Source organism: Microcosmobacter mediterraneus, from assembly GCF_031846265.1.
Taxonomy (GTDB): domain Bacteria; phylum Bacteroidota; class Bacteroidia; order Flavobacteriales; family Flavobacteriaceae; genus Microcosmobacter; species Microcosmobacter mediterraneus.
This window is the reverse complement of sequence record NZ_JAVRIA010000006.1, coordinates 187,418-204,581: the sequence shown is the minus strand read 5'-3', so window position 1 is coordinate 204,581 and position 17,164 is coordinate 187,418. Positions and strand designations below refer to the sequence as shown.

Below are 17,164 nucleotides of genomic sequence, written 5' to 3'. Positions count from 1 at the left end.
TGTATTAATTAGATTCCTGCCTGCGTAGGAATGACAAAAACAACATAAAATGACAAAAGGAAGTATTAATGTATCGGTAGAAAATATCTTTCCGTTAATTAAAAAGTTCTTGTACAGTGATCACGAAATCTTTTTACGTGAGCTGGTTAGTAATGCTACAGATGCCACGATGAAATTGAAGCATCTCACCAATATTGGTGAAGCCAAAGTGGACTATGGAGACCCTAAAATTGAAATTAAAGTTGATAAGGAAGGTAAGAAACTTCATATCATAGATCAAGGTTTAGGAATGACTAAGGAAGAAGTAGAAAAGTACATTAATGAAGTAGCTTTTTCTGGTGCTGAAGAGTTTTTAGACCAGTACAAAGATAAAGTTGAAGATGCAGGAATTATTGGACACTTTGGTCTTGGATTCTATTCGGCATTTATGGTTGCCGATAAGGTTGAGATAATTACAAAATCTTTTAAAGATGATCCAGCTGCGCATTGGACCTGTGATGGTTCTCCAGAGTTTACCTTAGAGGAAGCCGATAAGACTGAGCGAGGAACCGAAATTATTCTTCATATTGCTGAAGATTCAACCGAGTTTTTAGAGGATTCTAGAATCAATGAACTGCTGACTAAGTACAACAAGTTTATGCCTATTCCGATTAAATTTGGAATGAAGACTGAAACCTTACCGAAACCAGACGATGCAAAGGAGGATGATCCTGCTCCAACGCAAGAGGTAGATAATATCATTAATAATCCTAATCCTGCTTGGACCAAACAACCAACCGATTTAGAGGACGATGATTATAAGAACTTCTACAGAGAGTTGTATCCAATGCAGTTTGAAGAGCCTTTGTTTAATATTCATTTGAATGTAGATTATCCGTTTAATCTAACAGGTATACTATATTTTCCAAAAATGACTAACGATCTTAATGTACAAAAAGATCGTATTCAATTATACCAAAATCAAGTATTTGTAACTGATAATGTAGAAGGTATTGTGCCAGAATTCTTAACCATGTTAAAAGGTGTTATTGATTCTCCAGATATTCCGTTAAACGTTTCACGTTCGTATTTACAAGCTGATGGTGCTGTAAAGAAAATATCATCTTACATAACCAGAAAAGTAGCTGATAAATTAAAATCGTTATTTAATAATAACAGAGGAGATTTTGAAAAGAAATGGGATGATATCAAAATCGTTATTGAATACGGCATGTTGTCAGAAGAAAAATTCTTTGAAAAAGCCGATGCCTTTGCATTGTATCCTACAGTAGATGGAAACTTCTATACCTATCAAGAATTATATGATAAGATTAAGGCTAACCAAACCGATAAGGATGATAAGCTGGTTATTTTATACGCATCAAATAAAGATGAGCAGCATAGTTATATTGAAGCCGCTAAAGCAAAAGGTTACGAGGTATTATTGTTAGATTCTCCGATTGTATCACATTTATTACAGAAATTAGAAACCACCAAAGAGAAGATTTCTTTTGCTCGTGTTGATGCAGATCATGTAGATAATTTAATTAAGAAAGACGACTCTAAGATTTCTAAGTTATCTGATGAGGAGAAAACTAAATTGGACGAATTACTAAAAGACGTTATTCCTTCTGAAAAATTCTCTGTACAGTTAGAAACTATGGATAGTGATGCTGCGCCATTTATGATTACGCAACCTGAGTTTATGCGTAGAATGAAAGAAATGCAAGCCACAGGAGGAGGCATGTTTGGTATGGGTAATATGCCAGAGATGTATAATCTAATAGTGAATACAAATTCTGAATTGGTAGGCGATATTTTAAACACCAAAACGCGTAAAAAGCAAGAGCGTTTAATCAATCAGAGTTTAGATTTAGCACGCTTATCGCAAGGCTTACTTAAGGGTGAAGAACTTACTAACTTTATTAAGCGAAGCTATGATATGATTAAGTAGTTGATACGCTGATGAATTTCAATAACCTATATATTTAAAACCACTTAGAGACTCTAGGTGGTTTTTTTGTTTCAAATTTTACAAATAATTTTTATACCTTAAAAACTATGAAATTCGATTTATCTAAATACGCTAAGCTCATAAAAATATTAGTGTTCATTCCTTTTTATAACAGGATTGCTAATACTCTCAGAGTTGGTATTGCCAGAAAAAGAGATACAAACAACAGTAGTTTCTAAAGATGAAAGTTATAGAGCGAGGTTTGGCACAACAACCTATAACATATATTTCGAAAATTTAAACGATCAATTTAATAAAGAAGTCTTTGATCATTTAATGGAAGGAGAAGAAGTCCTAGTTAACGTCTCCTTTTTCTCTAAAGAAATTTCAACTGTTACCTCTATTAAAACTGGTATTACGCATGTTAAAGAGACAAGTGAGGAATACTTTTTATACGGATTAGCTTTAGTATTTATCTTAACTAGTTTAATATGGTTGAAACCAAGAATGATGTCAGCCAAAGAAGCCAGAATATTAGCAATTCTTATATTTATCAGTGCATTTTCATTACTAAGAATTTTAAAACACCTATAAATTATGAAGCCACATCATAAAAAAGTACTCCTTACCATATTAATCATAGGATTCTTGTTTTACATAGATCCAGTATACGCAGGACCAGGAGGCTCTGTTGTAAAAGGATTGTTTAAAACATGGTGGGGAAAACTATTATTATTTGCACTATGTATTATTTTCTTTCCTTTAATAGTCTATACATACACTGTTGAATTCTTTGCTATCAGAAAAACTAAAAAGCAGCTTAATGCTATTGGATTAATTAATAGAGATTTCTCATGGTTAAACCTTCAAAAAAATGTTTATAATGTTTTTACAAGAGTTTATGAAGCTTGGGATAAAGAGAATATGAAAGAGGTCTCTGAGTATGTAAATCATTGGTATTGGCAAAATCAACAACAAGTTCATATAGATCGCTGGAAACGCGAAAATTTAAAGAACATTTGTAAGCTAGATAAAATTAATAGTATAAAACCTGTATATGCAGAAATTACGGATGAAGAGAATTTTGAAGGTTCAAAGATAGCGTTCATTATTACAGCTAATATTAAAGATTATCTTATCAATAGAGATACCGGAAAAATAGTTGAAGGAAAAAATGTATATGGAGGTGAAGAACATATATGGATCATGGAATACACTGAAGGCAAATGGTTACTAGATGATATTAGAGAAGGTAAATTGAGTTTAGCTTTTGCAAAAATGAAAAATGTTATTCCAGAGTTAAAACTTACAGGAGCATCAAATTCAGTTCGCAATAGCCAATAACCGTTTTTTAAACTAAAATAAAAGCCATTTCAAAACTTGAAGTGGCTTTTTTCTTGTTAATGGTAGACATCATCTAATTTTTAATTCTATTATCGAAGTTACTTCACGTATTTAGAGTTTATAGTTATCTTAACACTAATAAAAGTTTACTAGTGCGCTCTGATAATTCTAAAATAAAAGAGATATTTAAAGACATTGTTTTTACCGAAGACGAAATAGAGATTATTACATCTGTTTTTCATAAGCTAAATGTTAAAAAAGGGACTATTCTTCTTAATGCAGGAGACAGTGTTAATGAGCAATACTATATTTTAGAAGGTTGTTTAAGATCGTATTATATAAATTCTGAAGGTAAAGAATTTACAGTTCAATTTGGTATTAAAGATTGGTGGATGAGTGATTATACGGCATTTTTTACAGGATCTAAAGCAACGATGACTATAGAAGTCATACAAGATGCTATACTTTATAAAATAACAGAGAAAAATAAAGAGTACTTGTATGCCAAAATCCCAAAAATTGAACACTTTTTTAGGGTTAAATTAGAGAAGGCCTTTGCTGCTTTTCAAAAACGTGTGTTATCAGATATCTCAAAGTCTGCAAAAGAACGTTACTTGTTATTTATAAATACTTATCCTAACATACATAAAAGCGTTAAAAATTATCATATCGCATCTTATCTAGGTATTACGACAGAAAGTTTGAGTAGAATTAGAAAAGAACTGCTTAAAGATTAGTTTATTACCATAGATCAATTTTTAACTGCTTCAAAACTTATAAATTTGTTACACAAAATAAATCTATCCCTAATAATTAATAGCTAAAAAGCGCATTGTATTCTGTACATGCGCTTTTTTACATTATTAGAATCCTTTGGAGTATTTTGTCTTATTAGTCTAAAAATAGGTTTGGTAAAAAGAGAATAGTAAAATAATTAAAATAAGATTAAGCATTTCAGAAAACAATATTACATATTTCTTGCAGCATCTAAGATGTACTTTTTAAATTTAGCTTCGTTTTCCAAGATTTTGTAAAACTCTACAATATATTCTTTAGTAACTTTAAATGCTGTTTCATTTTTAAAGAATATTTCATGGTCTTGAAGCATTGTTAAGACCTCTGCTTTTTTAGCTTTAAATAGTTGTCTTACAGTATTAAATACTTCAGCATCTCTTTTGTAGCCTAAAAATAATCGTTCTCTTACACTTGTAATTGGTAGTTTATATGATCTTGAATCTGAGACTACTGCATAAGAACAATTGACCAAGCCAGACATATCGAAATCATAAGGAACAGGAACGTATTTTTTATCAATTACCATCATCTTTACATTATGTTGATATGTTGCAGAGAAATCAGTATTACCAATCATAAACTGAAATAGTTCTGTTTTTAGAGCTTCAAAAGCATCTTGTCCATTAGGATAAATAGATCTATTAACCACATTACCTTCAAAGCGCTTAGCAACAGATTCATCATCTTCAATAACAAATCCTTTGATATTATGAAAGTCAGATTTTTTCTTCTTCACATCTTCATATTCAATATCTAAAAGCCGTGTTTTAAAATGTATTGGTGATATAATCTCATAAATTTTATATGCTAAATACTCCTTAACCACATTATCATTCATGGCTTTTTCTTTCTTACATGGTAAAACAAGTTTTAATTTTTTTTCACCTTTAAAGAGTGTTGTTTTAGCATCACTCTTTTTAATTTTAAGTTTTAAAGGCGTGAAATAGCAAGCTTTTTTTCTAAAATTACCTCTAACTTTTAATTTTATTGGTAAGGATTTCCATGCACTATCTGCTGTTTTGTAACTTAACTCAGACTCCATATAAGTAGTATCGTTAGTTACTTTTTTTACGTTTTTTCGCGAATATTTTAGTTTAATTGGGAGTAAATTATTACTAGAGAAAAGGCGTACTTTTGTAGTGTTAGCTTTAGTCTTTAACTCTGTTTGTGCATTTATGTTTGGAGTACATAATAACAAGATTAAAGAAAGAACGAAATAGTATTTATTCATTTTAATTGCTAACTTTATCAAATATAACCAATTGCAAATTATTATCAATAAGTATTTTACAATCTTAAACTTTAGAACAGTCACTGTTCTGGTGTTATCAGTACTCATTACTTATTTATCCTACCATTTTAAAATAGATTTTAATGTGGATATGACCTTGTTAAGTATTGCTATTATCTTCCCATTGGTATTTTCCATTAGAGGTTCTTTTAGAAGACGAGAAAATGCACTTGAGCATCTTAGTGAATTTAAAAGTAGTCTCAGTACAATTCGGTATTTTTTACTCTCTAAACCAGAGTTGGTAGATCAGTTTAAAGACGAAGTAGATACCATACTTAAAACGATTAATGATAGTGCAATCGATCATTTATCTGATAAAATTAAGGATATTTCAAAAGTAGATAATGCTATGAATAAAGTGTATGAATTTATGCTAAATCATAGCGATGTTTTTACACGACAGATACGTGATAAGGTCTTTCGTTTTATGAAAGATACGCATGAGTCTTTTGAGAATCTTAATGCAATACATATTCACAGAACACCAGTAAGTTTAAAGGCTTACTGCTTAGTATTCATTTATATTTTTCCGCTAATTTACTCGCCTGAGGTTATTAAAAATGTTGGCTATAATAGTACTTGGATTGTGTATGGTGTAGTGTTGTTTACGCAATTTATATTAGTATCTCTTTACAATATTCAAAATCAATTAGAGTATCCTTTTGATAATTTTGGAAATGATGATATAGATTTAGACAATTTTAAATTAGATAGAAGTTGATTTAAAAAGTAATTTACCTTCTACAGTATAACGTAAAATTACATGAGTCAAGATTATAATAATCCAGCTTTTAAAAAACTACTACAGAAATTACAAGAAGAAAGTTGGCAATTAGAATTACTAATTTCTGGATTTGCCATTTTTGGGTTATTTCAAGCTATAGATCCTATAGGATTGTTTGCTGAAGAGGCTAAACGTAATGAGCAAATTATGCTCTTTATTATTGGAATTGTATCCTTAGTATCTTGCTATATACTGCTCTTTAACCTCCTACTGCATGTAATACTCAGAGGTTTATGGATTGGTGCTCTCGGCCTACGTTATGTATCTGGAGATATTGATTATGAAGAGTTAAAGTATAGCCCAAAATTCACCAATTATCTTAAGAAAAAAATTGGCTCTTTTGATCGATATATAGGAACATTAGAAAACTATTGTAGTATCATTTTTGCTATCTCATTTTTACTTATTTTTTATGTTTTAGCATTTACAATGACTATTGCTGCTATAGCTTTAGTGTCTTATTATATATTAAATGAACAAGTTTTAGGAGAAACCATATCTACACCAATTGGTGTAGTATTAATTGTATTTATTGTTTTTGGTATGTTCTTTACTTTTATAGATTTTGTCACACAAGGCTGGCTTAAGAAAAAAAAGTGGACAACCAAATTTTACTTTCCAATCTATTGGGTCTTTAGTTTTATTACCTTATCGTTTTTGTACAGACCATTAGTTCATAACTTTTTAGATAATAAGTTTGGAAAGCGTTTAAGTTGGGTTTTATTACCTATTTACCTTATTATTTTAATCTCAACAAGTTTTACTTACAAACAATCTAACTATATAAATTTGGGTAACTCTTCCTCTGAAACTCGAATGCATGATAGAAATTATGAGGCTTTAATTAATAGAGATAAAGGTCAGTTTATAAGACGTGTTGCCATTCCATCAAAGGTTATAACTCAACCTTATCTAAAAATTTTTGTGGTTTTTGATGAAGGTGTAGAGGATCATATTTTTGAACTGAATTCTGGATTAAAACCAGAAAAAGATATTAGAGGACTTAGCTCTGATGTTGTTTTTAGTAATAATGGAATAAATTTTAGAAAACGAGATAGTTTACGCCTAGCCTATATTAAAACTTTTAATGATATCTACCACGTTTATATAGATTCTACTGAGTATATCACAGATTTTATTTTAGGCAGAAGCTCTACTAAAGAATTTGGTTTTGAGACTTATATTGCAGTTGATAGTTTGCCTAAAGGCAAGCATATACTCAAAGTTAACAGGGAATTTATTAATAGAGACAATGATACAGCACAAACGCGTCGTGCTACTATTCCATTTTGGTATTTTAAAGACTAAACTTTAAACTGTTTATTGTGATATTGTTTTAGTATAGGGATTTGAATAAATAACATAATGCCTAAAAGACCTATAGCATAAATAAGTGTCTTAGAAATTGTAAAACCAGAAACAACTTCTGTAAATTTAGTATTAGAAAGAGAGCTTAAATCTAAACGCTTTAACCAAGTGGAATCTCCTGTGGAATTAAGCATAATATAAGTAGAAAGGCTGATTAGAACGATAATAATAGCTAGCCATCCATATTTAGATATCAAAGGTTTATAATTAATAGATTTACTCAGAGGTAGAGCGTTAATAGAGTTCATAATATTAGTTGTAAAATCTACCGAAGGTGACTCCAAATTTGGAGTCTTTAAAACTTTTTCCGCTAACTTATCTAAATGCTGCTCTGTATGTTTGTCCATAACTTTCTATTGTTTCGTTATCTAATTGTTGCTTTAAAATAGTAGCTAATTTTTTTCTACTTCTAAAAAGCTTCACTTTAATATTGTTAGGTTTTAGCTTCACAATTTTTGCAATTTCATCGAGTGATAGTTCTTCAAAATAAAATAAAGTTAGTAAAAAACTATCTTCACTCGGTAATGATTCTATACAATGCTTAATGGTTGCATTACGCTCTTCAGTTTCTAAATGATCTAAAGCATTGTCTATAGTTTTAACTTGGTGTGCTGTAAATTCATTTATTTCAAGCGTTTGTTCTGTTCTTTTATTCTTTTTAATTCTGTCTAAACTTGTATTATATGCTACTTTATAAATCCAAGTTGAAAATTTTGAATCACCTTTAAATTTTGGTAAGGACTTATATGCTTTAATAAAAGTGTCTTGAGCAACCTCTTCAGCTTCCTCCTTATTTTTCATCATTCGTGTAGCTAATGTATACACCAAATCCTTATAACGATTTACTAAAATGCTAAATGCATTTGTATCGCCAGATAAGATCTTATCTATATGTAATTGGTCGTCGTTGGTGGTCATTTGTAATTAAGACGACATATACTCATATTAGGTTACACAAAGAGTCTAAAAAAATAATTTTAAAAAATTGTAACCTAAATCTAAAGGTTGTCGTCATAAGCTATGAACACATTAAAATAATCAATTAAAAACAAACAATTATGGAAGTAGCAGTATTAGCAATTATATTCGGATCAATATTTGGCGTATTTTATTTATACTTTTCAACCCGAAACAAAGAGCGTTTAGCATTAATAGAAAAAGGAGCAGATGCAAGTATTTTTAATATAGGTAAACGCGCAGGATCATCATGGAAAGTCATTGTACTTAATATAGCATTCCTTTTAATGGGAATAGGTTTAGGTGTATTTATTGCCAATATTTTAGATACCTATACTAATTTAGATGATGATGCAGTTTATCCTGCAATGATATTCTTAATGGCAGGAGTTGGCTTGTATGTTGGTTTTACACAAACCAGAAAAGCATTAGAAGATTAATACTTAGACCAATCAATATTTTAAGAAGCGTTTCAGAAATGGAACGCTTTTTTCATTGTAGATAATTAAACTATATTTAAACCATGTTTGCATTGAAAAGAATAGTTGTATTTGCATTATTTTCTTTGAGTAATTTCTCAGTAGCACAATTTGTAGACTTTAATCAGCATTATATTAAGGATAGTGAAGCAAATTATGCGATTTCATATGCTTCTATATCCTTTGGTGATGGTCAAGGTATTTTTGCTGATGACGAAGGTATGTTTGTATTCAATAAAAAGTTATATGCAGATGTAGACTCTATCTTCATTACTGCATTAGGTTATTCTAAATTGGCATTGTCTACAGAATCCTTACCTGAGGTTATTTTTTTAGCTCCCAAAATAGATGAGCTTTCAGAAGTATTAATAACTGTTGCTTTAGATAGAAAGTTTAAAACCGAAAAACTAAAACCCTATTTAGATGATGATTATTATCATTGTTGGTTACCAACTATAGAGTCTGAAATTGCAGTGCTATTTAATAATTCAGATACAAAAGACCGACAAATTTCTAGTGTTTTGTTTCCATTGGCTTTAGAGAGTAGAGATTGGAAAAAACGAAAGCGATCTAATGCAGATAAACGAAAATTTTCAACCTTATTTAAAGTTGTGTTTTATAATAATAACAAAGGAGTTCCTGGGCAACCATTACTTAATGAAACCATAGTATTTAGAGCTACCGAAAAAGATGGTGATATGCATAATCTTAATGTAGAGGATTATAATATTACTGTACCTAAATCGGGATTCTTTGTGTCTTTGCAAGTATTGGGTTATACAGATGCTAATGGTAAATTACTACCTAATAAAAAGTACAAGGAGATTAAATCTGGTAATAGAGTGGTTAAAATTCCAACTAATTTTAGACCATTATTGCCTTTTACTAATAAGATGACTTCTGATAGAACCTTTATAAAACGTGTATTTATTAATAATAATGAATGGAAGCAGTTTAGAAAAGGTAATGGGTTTAAGTCTAATCTTTTAGATGAAGGATTAACTAATTATGGTATTGGTGTAAGTTATAAGGTATTTAAGGAGCAATAATTACTCCACTTCAAAATCAAAATACGTTTTAGGAAATGGCTCACCACGTAATGTAAAATGCCACCATTCTTTACTGTAGTTTCTAAAACCATACTTAAGCATTACTCGCTGTAGTAGTTGTCTGTTCTGTTTTTGAGTTTCAGAGATATTCTGATAATTCACCCATGATTGTTCACCAAAAAAATCATAAGCACTTCCCATATCTAGTTCTTCTTCTGTATTACCATCAATAATAGTTAAATCTATAGTGCTGCCTCTGCTATGACCAGATCGTGTGGCAATATATTCTTCTTTAAAAAGATGACGTTTTTCAACTTCAGGATAAAAACGAGACTTATTAATGGTATCGTTTAAATCTTTTGCCCAACGTATAAAATGATTCACAGCGCGTTGAGGTCTGTAGCCATCAAATACCTTTAAGCAATAGCCTAAGTTTTGTAACTCGTTCTGAACATTTTGCAAGGCTTCCACTGTAGGTTCTGTTAAAATAAGTCTATTAGATTTGTAACCAGTAATAGTATCACCAACAAAGTTGTTAGTAGAGTAGTAGCGTAATTCTACATCTAAATCTTTAATCATAGATTTTGCATATACAAAACCATCAGGGAGTTTGTTTTGATTATAAGACAAAATACTTAAAACCAAAAGACAAAGACTAAAAACTTTGATATACTTCATAGAGTAGCTAATTTAGGAAAAAAATTACCTAATGTCTCTATTTGCCAAAGCACAAGAAGTTTTTGAGCTTCCAAATGCCGATTTAATTTATAGACCTAAATTCATTGAGGAGTCAGAAGCTTCCGATCTTTTTAATCACCTCATTAATACAACACCTTGGCAGCAAGATGATATTAACATCTTCGGAAAAACATATGCACAACCTAGGCTTACTGCTCTTTATGGAGTTGAAGATAAGCCTTATAGTTATTCTGGTATTACAATGCATCCTCATAGATTTACCAAAGTATTATTAGCGTTAAAACATAACATCGAAGAGATTTCAAGCCAACCATTTACCTCAGTACTTCTTAATTTATATAGAGATGGAAATGATAGTAATGGTTGGCATGCAGATAATGAAAAAGAGTTAGGGAAGCATCCAGTAATTGCTTCTTTAAGTTTAGGAGAATCTCGCTGGTTTCATTTTAAGCACAGAACATTAAAACAAGAACGCCATAAATTATTATTAGAACATGGTAGCTTATTGATAATGAAGGGTGAAATGCAAGAGCACTGGTTGCATCAAATTGCTAAAACAAAACGAAAGGTTAAACCAAGGGTAAACTTAACTTTTAGAAAATTAATTAACTTGTAAGAATACAAATGATAAAAACAAAAAACCGAGATCCCTCAATCTCGGTTTTTCTTATTTGCTTTTTTATATACGTAGTAGATTTAGGGTCTCTAAGATCAACAACATATGGCAAATATTAATTAATTAATCCATTGAACTAAAAACTAAATTTTAGTACACTTCAAATGTAGAATTATATTTTAATTAACCTGATTAAATACAATAATTATCGATGAAGTACATTAAAATTTAACATTTAAAGTTGAAATTATGTATTTTATCGATGAAATACAACTTCGTGTGATGTCGTTGATATATTTGAGTATACCATTTTTTATAGATTTTCGTTAGGTGTATAGCGTGTAACTTAACCTTATATTTGTAAAAAATATCTCATGTACAAGATTTTTGTTGTCTTAATACTGTTTTCTAGTAGTCCTGTTTTTACTCAAAACGATTCAATTGTAGAAAAAGAAATTTCTATAAATACATTAATTGATGGTACGTTAGTATTACCAAAAACTAAAGCTAAATCTTTAGCAATTATTATTGCAGGTTCTGGACCAATAGATAGAAATGGAAACCAGAACTTTTTAAAAAATAACGCTTTAAAAAAATTAGCAGAAGGTTTAACGTTAAATGGAATTGCAACCTTTAGATATGATAAGCGCATCGTAAAGCAAATACAACAAGGTAATGTTGATCCAAATATCAAGTTTGATGATTTTGTAACAGATGCTATTTCTGTGGTTGAATATTTTAAAACATCTAAAGAATTCAGTAAAATTTATGTTTTAGGTCATAGTCAAGGTAGTTTGGTTGGCATGCTTAGTGCTAAAGACAGAGCTGATGGATTTATTTCATTAGCTGGAGCAGGACAAAACATTGGAGATGTTATTGTAGAACAAGTGTCTAAAACAGCACCAGGATTAGCTGAAGATTCTAAAAAAGTGGTCGATATACTTAAAACAGGTGAGACAACAGATAATTTCCCTCCAGTTTTAGCATCACTTTTTAGAAAAGATCTACAACCTTTTATGATTAATTGGATGTCTTATGAACCAACTTTACTTATCAAAGATTTGCAAATACCAATATTATTAATCAATGGCACTAAAGATTTACAAGTTTCTGTAGCCGAAGCAAAGCTCTTAAAAGCAGCTAATATTAAAGCAGAGCTTGCTATTATAAATGATATGAATCATGTGTTGTTTATTATCAAAGGCGGAAATTTAGAAAACTCCAAATCTTATAACGAATCCTTTAGGCCAATTTCTGAAGAGCTGGTAAAGGTCATTTCTACATTCATTAATAAATAAGCCTTAAAACACACTATGTTAAAATTGAAAAGCACCTTATTAAGGTGCTTTTTCACTAACTAACCAACCAAAATGTGTGTAATATGATATTCGCAATTATTTTGAAGTGCTATTAATCATTTCTAGCGACATCATCTTTACAATTAATATTTATCAAACTACGTGCCAAACTCTTTTTTAAATTTATTTTTTAAAAAGTGTAACAAACTATTTCATTTGCACACTAATGAAATAAATTATATCTTTATGATATCATTTTAATATCAAATTAAATTAATAATGATTAACCGATTAAATTTTTAGATTATGAAAGAAGAAAAAAGTATTGTGCCTGCAAATGGCTATTTTATGTTGTTAGTGTTTTTAGTGTCGTTTTTTGGAAGTATTGCTGCAATATTTGTTTGGCAGACGCCTTGGCCAGTAATTACTGTGGTATTATCCTTAATTATGGCATTTGGCTTTGTTATGGTGCAACCCAATAATTCTAGAGTGCTACTTCTGTTTGGTAAGTACGTTGGTACTATTAAAAAAAATGGCTTTTATTGGGTAAATCCGTTTTATACCAAGAAGAAAATTTCTTTACGTGCCAGTAATTTTGATAGTGAGCGCCTAAAAGTTAATGATAAACTTGGTAATCCTGTAATGATTAGTACCATTTTAGTTTGGAGAGTATTCAACACTTATAAGGCAGCTTTTGATGTAGATAATTTTGAAAATTTTGTAAGAGTACAAACAGATGCTGCAGTAAGGAAGTTGGCAAGTATGTATCCTTACGACAATTTTGCTGACGAAGGGCATGATGAGGATATTACACTGCGTTCTAGCGTAAATGAAGTAAGTGAAGCACTAGAAAAAGAAATTGAAGAGCGCTTAAGAATAGCTGGTATAGAAGTTTTAGAAGCACGTATAGGTTACTTAGCGTATGCTCAAGAAATTGCTAATGCCATGCTAAAGCGTCAGCAAGCTACTGCAATTGTTGCGGCACGACATAAAATTGTTGAAGGTGCTGTAAGTATGGTAGAAATGGCTATAGAAGAGCTTAACAAAAATCAAATCGTAGATTTAGATGAAGAGCGTAAAGCAGCTATGGTAAGTAATCTTATGGTGGTTTTATGTGGAGACAAAGATGCATCTCCAATAGTTAATACAGGAACTTTAAGTCATTAGAATATGAATAAGAATCAAATATCTAGTATTGCTATAGGTAGTGCAATGGGTACAAGTATTGGTGTAACCATGGGAGCTGTTTTTGGAGATGTAGCTATGGGAACGGTTTATGGTTCCATCATTGGCACTATTATAGGAGTTGTTTTAGCTTTGGTTATTTTTAAAGAAGATCCAGATAACGATTAAATTATGAAAGAATATAAAGTAGTACAACCTAAGTTAGGGTTTAGAAATAGATTTCAACAGTTTGAAGATTTATTAAACCAATATGCTAGAGAAGGTTGGCAAGTTATACAAATAGGACAAGGCTGGGCGAGTGTTGTATTTGAACGTGATAAAAACAGATAGAAATGTCTAAAAGACCTCGAATACAAATTCCTTTGGAAACGTTTGATTATGTTATTGAATTACTTTCTTTAACCTTACTAATTATTACATGGTATTTTGTAATTAGTAGTTATGCGGAATTACCAGACTCAATACCTACACGTTTTGGTATTAAAGGTGAGCCTACAGAATTTAATTCCAAGTTAATTTTATGGGTATTACCTGGTTTAGCAACTTTTATTTATGGTCTTATGTTGGTGTTAACAAAGTTCCCTCATACGCATAATTACATGGTTAATATTACTGAAAATAATGCTTTAAAAAATTATAGGTTTAGTATAAGAGTATTACGAATTGTTAATTTTTTGTGCGTACTTTTATTTCTATACTTAACCTATCATATTGTAGAAAGTGCAAAAGGAGCGTCATTGTCTTTAGGTCGTATGTTTATGCCAATTGTTATTGGATCAAGTATTATATTACCTATAGTACTTGTCATTTATCAAAAAAAACTCAATAAGTCTTAAGTTATGGCAAAGAAAAAAGCATTTGCATTACGAATAAATGAAGAGATGTTAAAGGCTGTTGAGAAATGGGCTGCTGATGAATTTCGCAGTACTAATGGACAAATAGAATGGATGCTTATGCAATATCTAAAAGCGCACAAAAGAGCGCCAAAACAAAAACCAAAAGAAAAAGAGTAACATCACTGTTACTCTTTTTAGTACTTAAAAAGTATTTTTTACTTTTTTAGAGTAATTACTATAACTCCATTTTCACCTTTTTTGCCATACTTTTCTGTGGCTTTTTTATCCTTCAAAACTGTAATAGACTCAATTGTATCTGGATCAATATCGCTTAAATCTTTTTTCTTAATCTCTTTTCCATCAACTATTATTAATGGATTTTTTCCATCAGTATCGTCTGAGGATACAAAGAAGAAATTCTTTTTATCCTTGCCAATTTTAGTAACAGTAACGTTATCTTCTGTAGTCCAAACATTAGTACCTTCACCTTTAATAATTATATCCTCAGTATTGTTATTATCGTTTCCATTGATAATAATAATTTCCTCCTCATGATCATCATCTTCATCATGATCATCATCAGAGTGTATTATTACTTTAGAAACACCTGAGGTTTTTACGTTATGTTTTTTTCCGTCTTTGGTAATCCAAATATTACCTTTAATTTCATCACTATTGTTAAAGGATAAATTAGTTTTACTTGGTTCACCTGTAGTTATAACCACAACACCATTTTTGGCATCTTTACCGTAAACTTCAAGAGCTTTTTTTCCTTTTACTATATTAAATGTTGATATGGTGTTTGTTTCAACAAGTTTAGGATAGATTTTTTCTAAATCATCTACAGATATGGTCTTACCATCTTTAACAAATAAATAATTTTTATAGTTGGATATTTTAATGTCTTCGTGTGAGTTATTGTTGTCATATTCATGGTTTGAGGATATTGATATTGTGTTGTTCTTACTTTTCCCTTTTCCTGAGATAAAAATATAATCCTCCTTGTGTTTTGATTTTTTGCTATTACCAATGTAAATACCATCTTCACCAAACTTTATGGTAATTGGCTCAATGGCATCATCGTCTTTTGAGGAATACTTAACTTCAGAATTATCACTTTTTGCTGTTATTTTTATCGCAGTAATTTCGCCCTTTTTATTTCGTTTTATACCTTTAAAACTTATAGTAATACCTTCTTTTTTTAGTTGCTCTTTTATAGTATATAAATCATTATCACTAGCATCTTTAGATATTATCACTACTTCAGTATCTCCAATGCTAAGAATTGGATTAGATTTAGTTTTTGGTGTTTTTAAAGTGCTGATGCTATTAGCTCCAGAAAAGGATATTTTATTTGCTGATATGTTTGATGTGACATCATCTTGTTTAAAATTAAAGTCTATGATATCTTCAGCTTCTTTATGAAGTAAATTAAATGATTGTATAGTTTCAGACTTTAAATTATTATTTAAAGTCATACGCTTTATATACCTTTTATCATCAGGATACTTTGTGTTGATGGAGATGCGTTGAATTTTGCCATTATCATTTCTTACAAGATCAGTAAATTTTAATTTAGCTGTTTTGTTCTTAAAAGCTTTCTCTATGTCTTTTAGGTTTTTATCATTAGTTTCAGCAGAAACAGTGAATAATGTATCTCCATTTTCTGCTTCAATAAATATTTTTTTAGTGTTAAAACTCATAAGGAATATAGCAAGTAGAGGTAATACAGCTGCAAGTTTTAGTTTGCTATAATGTTTGGATTTGTTTTTGTGTAACATAACGATTCTTTTTTTAATTAATGAATTGTAAAAATTATTTGTAATGGATATGTTGTATCCTTTTATACTGGTCTTCAGTAGTAGTTCTTGATAGCTCGTATCGCAAGAAGTTGTCTGTTGCGTATCATTATCTGCTATAAACTCTAGATTTTGATTAAGTGCATTTTTATATAACCACACAAACGGATTAAACCATAATACAATGCATAATAACTGTGCGCAAATTAGATCTACAGAATGCAATTGCCTTACATGCACTTTCTCATGCTTAATAATAAGATTAAGTTCTTTGGGTAAGAACTGTTTTGGGTTTAAAACTATCCAATTAAAGAATGAAAAAGGAGCAATAGGTTGTTTTACTTTGGTAAACTTATATCTACCTTCTTTTGTAATTTCAGATGTACTAATAAGATGAGATAGCGATGTTATTTCTAATAAAAATTTTATCGTAAAAATAGATAGTCCAATACAGTAAATCCATACCAAAATAGAGTATATAGAAAAGCTAGGCTCAACAACTTCTAGAGGTTGAGAATTAAATTCTGTCTCGTAAATTAATTGGCCTAAAGATTCGGGAACATAAGTTACATATACTGGTATAGCAATATTTGGCAGAATTAGGGATACTAAGATACCTACAAGTAAAAACCATCTATTTTCCTTAAAAAATGTATCTTTTTGTAAAAATAATTTATAGCAGACAAAAAATATAAGAAGTACTGCAGATGCTTTAATTAAATAATCCATAG

20 protein-coding genes are annotated in these 17,164 nt (G+C 30.1%); 15 read left to right on the top strand and 5 right to left on the bottom strand.

What is annotated here, in order from left to right:
* Nucleotides 1-49 precede the first annotated feature (49 nt).
* The 4 genes from htpG to RM697_RS11535 all read left to right on the top strand — a co-directional run bounded on the left by htpG (nt 50) and on the right by RM697_RS11535 (nt 4,014).
* Entirely contained in the window at nt 50-1,933 is a 1,884-nt protein-coding gene (htpG, locus tag RM697_RS11550) for a molecular chaperone HtpG (RefSeq protein ID WP_311428052.1), read from the top strand.
* A gap of 177 nt (nt 1,934-2,110) precedes the next feature.
* A complete protein-coding gene (locus RM697_RS11545; protein WP_311428051.1) occupies nt 2,111-2,527 on the top strand; it encodes a hypothetical protein in 417 nt (138 codons plus the stop codon).
* A gap of 3 nt (nt 2,528-2,530) precedes the next feature.
* Entirely contained in the window at nt 2,531-3,277 is a 747-nt protein-coding gene (locus RM697_RS11540; protein WP_311428050.1) for a Tim44 domain-containing protein, read from the top strand.
* 152 nt (nt 3,278-3,429) lie between these two features.
* Nucleotides 3,430-4,014 (top strand): Crp/Fnr family transcriptional regulator, encoded by a 585-nt coding sequence (locus RM697_RS11535; RefSeq protein WP_311428049.1) that lies wholly within the window; start codon nt 3,430-3,432, stop codon nt 4,012-4,014.
* A 230-nt stretch (nt 4,015-4,244) separates the two neighbouring features.
* Here RM697_RS11535 and RM697_RS11530 read toward each other — a convergent pair whose 3' ends face one another.
* Nucleotides 4,245-5,303: a hypothetical protein gene (locus RM697_RS11530; RefSeq protein WP_311428048.1), complete on the bottom strand. Its 1,059-nt coding sequence runs from the start codon at nt 5,301-5,303 to the stop codon at nt 4,245-4,247.
* 31 nt (nt 5,304-5,334) lie between these two features.
* On the opposite strand from RM697_RS11530, the gene RM697_RS11525 reads away from it, so the two are divergent.
* A complete protein-coding gene (locus RM697_RS11525; protein ID WP_311428047.1) occupies nt 5,335-6,084 on the top strand; it encodes a hypothetical protein in 750 nt (249 codons plus the stop codon).
* Between the two features lie 42 nt (nt 6,085-6,126).
* Nucleotides 6,127-7,455 carry a hypothetical protein gene (locus RM697_RS11520; protein WP_311428046.1) on the top strand — a complete coding sequence of 443 codons (1,329 nt, stop codon included), beginning with the start codon at nt 6,127-6,129 and terminating at the stop codon, nt 7,453-7,455.
* Here RM697_RS11520 and RM697_RS11515 read toward each other — a convergent pair.
* Entirely contained in the window at nt 7,452-7,862 is a 411-nt protein-coding gene (locus RM697_RS11515; RefSeq protein ID WP_311428045.1) for a hypothetical protein, read from the bottom strand. The genes RM697_RS11520 and RM697_RS11515 overlap by 4 nt on opposite strands.
* Nucleotides 7,831-8,433: an RNA polymerase sigma factor gene (locus RM697_RS11510; protein ID WP_311428044.1), complete on the bottom strand. Its 603-nt coding sequence runs from the start codon at nt 8,431-8,433 to the stop codon at nt 7,831-7,833. Before RM697_RS11510 ends, RM697_RS11515 begins: the two co-directional genes overlap by 32 nt.
* A gap of 140 nt (nt 8,434-8,573) precedes the next feature.
* On the opposite strand from RM697_RS11510, the gene RM697_RS11505 reads away from it, so the two are divergent.
* Together RM697_RS11505 and RM697_RS11500 are read left to right on the top strand one after the other, a co-directional pair.
* Nucleotides 8,574-8,912 (top strand): DUF6249 domain-containing protein, encoded by a 339-nt coding sequence (locus RM697_RS11505; protein WP_311428043.1) that lies wholly within the window; start codon nt 8,574-8,576, stop codon nt 8,910-8,912.
* 92 nt (nt 8,913-9,004) lie between these two features.
* Nucleotides 9,005-10,000: a hypothetical protein gene (locus tag RM697_RS11500; protein ID WP_311428042.1), complete on the top strand. Its 996-nt coding sequence runs from the start codon at nt 9,005-9,007 to the stop codon at nt 9,998-10,000.
* Here the strand turns inward: RM697_RS11500 and RM697_RS11495 are convergent, their stop codons facing one another.
* Nucleotides 10,001-10,678, bottom strand: a complete 678-nt coding sequence (locus RM697_RS11495; RefSeq protein WP_311428041.1) for a M15 family metallopeptidase — start codon at nt 10,676-10,678, stop codon at nt 10,001-10,003.
* Between the two features lie 31 nt (nt 10,679-10,709).
* Here RM697_RS11495 and RM697_RS11490 point away from each other — a divergent pair, with 31 nt between their 5' ends.
* The 7 genes from RM697_RS11490 to RM697_RS11460 all read left to right on the top strand — a co-directional run bounded on the left by RM697_RS11490 (nt 10,710) and on the right by RM697_RS11460 (nt 14,811).
* Nucleotides 10,710-11,315, top strand: a complete 606-nt coding sequence (locus RM697_RS11490; RefSeq protein ID WP_311428040.1) for an alpha-ketoglutarate-dependent dioxygenase AlkB family protein — start codon at nt 10,710-10,712, stop codon at nt 11,313-11,315.
* 374 nt (nt 11,316-11,689) lie between these two features.
* Nucleotides 11,690-12,613, top strand: a complete 924-nt coding sequence (locus tag RM697_RS11485) for an alpha/beta hydrolase family protein (protein ID WP_311428039.1) — start codon at nt 11,690-11,692, stop codon at nt 12,611-12,613.
* A gap of 306 nt (nt 12,614-12,919) precedes the next feature.
* Nucleotides 12,920-13,780, top strand: coding sequence for an SPFH domain-containing protein (locus RM697_RS11480; protein WP_311428038.1), 861 nt, complete (start codon nt 12,920-12,922; stop codon nt 13,778-13,780).
* Between the two features lie 3 nt (nt 13,781-13,783).
* A complete protein-coding gene (locus RM697_RS11475; RefSeq protein WP_311428037.1) occupies nt 13,784-13,966 on the top strand; it encodes a hypothetical protein in 183 nt (60 codons plus the stop codon).
* A 3-nt stretch (nt 13,967-13,969) separates the two neighbouring features.
* The gene (locus RM697_RS11470; RefSeq protein WP_311428036.1) at nt 13,970-14,128 is read left to right on the top strand and encodes a DUF4177 domain-containing protein; all 159 of its coding nucleotides are present in this window, start codon (nt 13,970-13,972) and stop codon (nt 14,126-14,128) included.
* 2 nt (nt 14,129-14,130) lie between these two features.
* On the top strand, nt 14,131-14,634 hold the full coding sequence (locus RM697_RS11465) for a DUF1648 domain-containing protein (protein ID WP_311428035.1): 504 nt from the start codon (nt 14,131-14,133) through the stop codon (nt 14,632-14,634).
* Nucleotides 14,635-14,637: 3 nt separating this feature from the next.
* Nucleotides 14,638-14,811, top strand: a complete 174-nt coding sequence (locus RM697_RS11460) for a type II toxin-antitoxin system antitoxin (protein ID WP_311428034.1) — start codon at nt 14,638-14,640, stop codon at nt 14,809-14,811.
* Nucleotides 14,812-14,849: 38 nt separating this feature from the next.
* Here RM697_RS11460 and RM697_RS11455 read toward each other — a convergent pair whose 3' ends face one another.
* Nucleotides 14,850-17,162 (bottom strand): M56 family metallopeptidase, encoded by a 2,313-nt coding sequence (locus tag RM697_RS11455; RefSeq protein ID WP_311428033.1) that lies wholly within the window; start codon nt 17,160-17,162, stop codon nt 14,850-14,852.
* Nucleotides 17,163-17,164 lie beyond the last annotated feature (2 nt).

Excerpts from the sequence above, each read along its gene's own strand:
- RM697_RS11510 (WP_311428044.1), bottom strand. The coding sequence starts at position 8,433 with ATGACCACCAACGACGACCAATTACATATAGATAAGATCTTATCTGGC.
- RM697_RS11495 (WP_311428041.1), bottom strand. The coding sequence starts at position 10,678 with ATGAAGTATATCAAAGTTTTTAGTCTTTGTCTTTTGGTTTTAAGTATT.
- RM697_RS11520 (WP_311428046.1), top strand. The coding sequence starts at position 6,127 with ATGAGTCAAGATTATAATAATCCAGCTTTTAAAAAACTACTACAGAAA.
- RM697_RS11455 (WP_311428033.1), bottom strand. The coding sequence starts at position 17,162 with ATGGATTATTTAATTAAAGCATCTGCAGTACTTCTTATATTTTTTGTC.
- RM697_RS11460 (WP_311428034.1), top strand. The coding sequence starts at position 14,638 with ATGGCAAAGAAAAAAGCATTTGCATTACGAATAAATGAAGAGATGTTA.
- RM697_RS11515 (WP_311428045.1), bottom strand. The coding sequence starts at position 7,862 with ATGGACAAACATACAGAGCAGCATTTAGATAAGTTAGCGGAAAAAGTT.
- RM697_RS11475 (WP_311428037.1), top strand. The coding sequence starts at position 13,784 with ATGAATAAGAATCAAATATCTAGTATTGCTATAGGTAGTGCAATGGGT.
- RM697_RS11470 (WP_311428036.1), top strand. The coding sequence starts at position 13,970 with ATGAAAGAATATAAAGTAGTACAACCTAAGTTAGGGTTTAGAAATAGA.
- RM697_RS11490 (WP_311428040.1), top strand. The coding sequence starts at position 10,710 with ATGTCTCTATTTGCCAAAGCACAAGAAGTTTTTGAGCTTCCAAATGCC.
- RM697_RS11540 (WP_311428050.1), top strand. The coding sequence starts at position 2,531 with ATGAAGCCACATCATAAAAAAGTACTCCTTACCATATTAATCATAGGA.
- RM697_RS11465 (WP_311428035.1), top strand. The coding sequence starts at position 14,131 with ATGTCTAAAAGACCTCGAATACAAATTCCTTTGGAAACGTTTGATTAT.
- htpG (WP_311428052.1), top strand. The coding sequence starts at position 50 with ATGACAAAAGGAAGTATTAATGTATCGGTAGAAAATATCTTTCCGTTA.
- RM697_RS11505 (WP_311428043.1), top strand. The coding sequence starts at position 8,574 with ATGGAAGTAGCAGTATTAGCAATTATATTCGGATCAATATTTGGCGTA.
- RM697_RS11485 (WP_311428039.1), top strand. The coding sequence starts at position 11,690 with ATGTACAAGATTTTTGTTGTCTTAATACTGTTTTCTAGTAGTCCTGTT.
- RM697_RS11530 (WP_311428048.1), bottom strand. The coding sequence starts at position 5,303 with ATGAATAAATACTATTTCGTTCTTTCTTTAATCTTGTTATTATGTACT.
- RM697_RS11480 (WP_311428038.1), top strand. The coding sequence starts at position 12,920 with ATGAAAGAAGAAAAAAGTATTGTGCCTGCAAATGGCTATTTTATGTTG.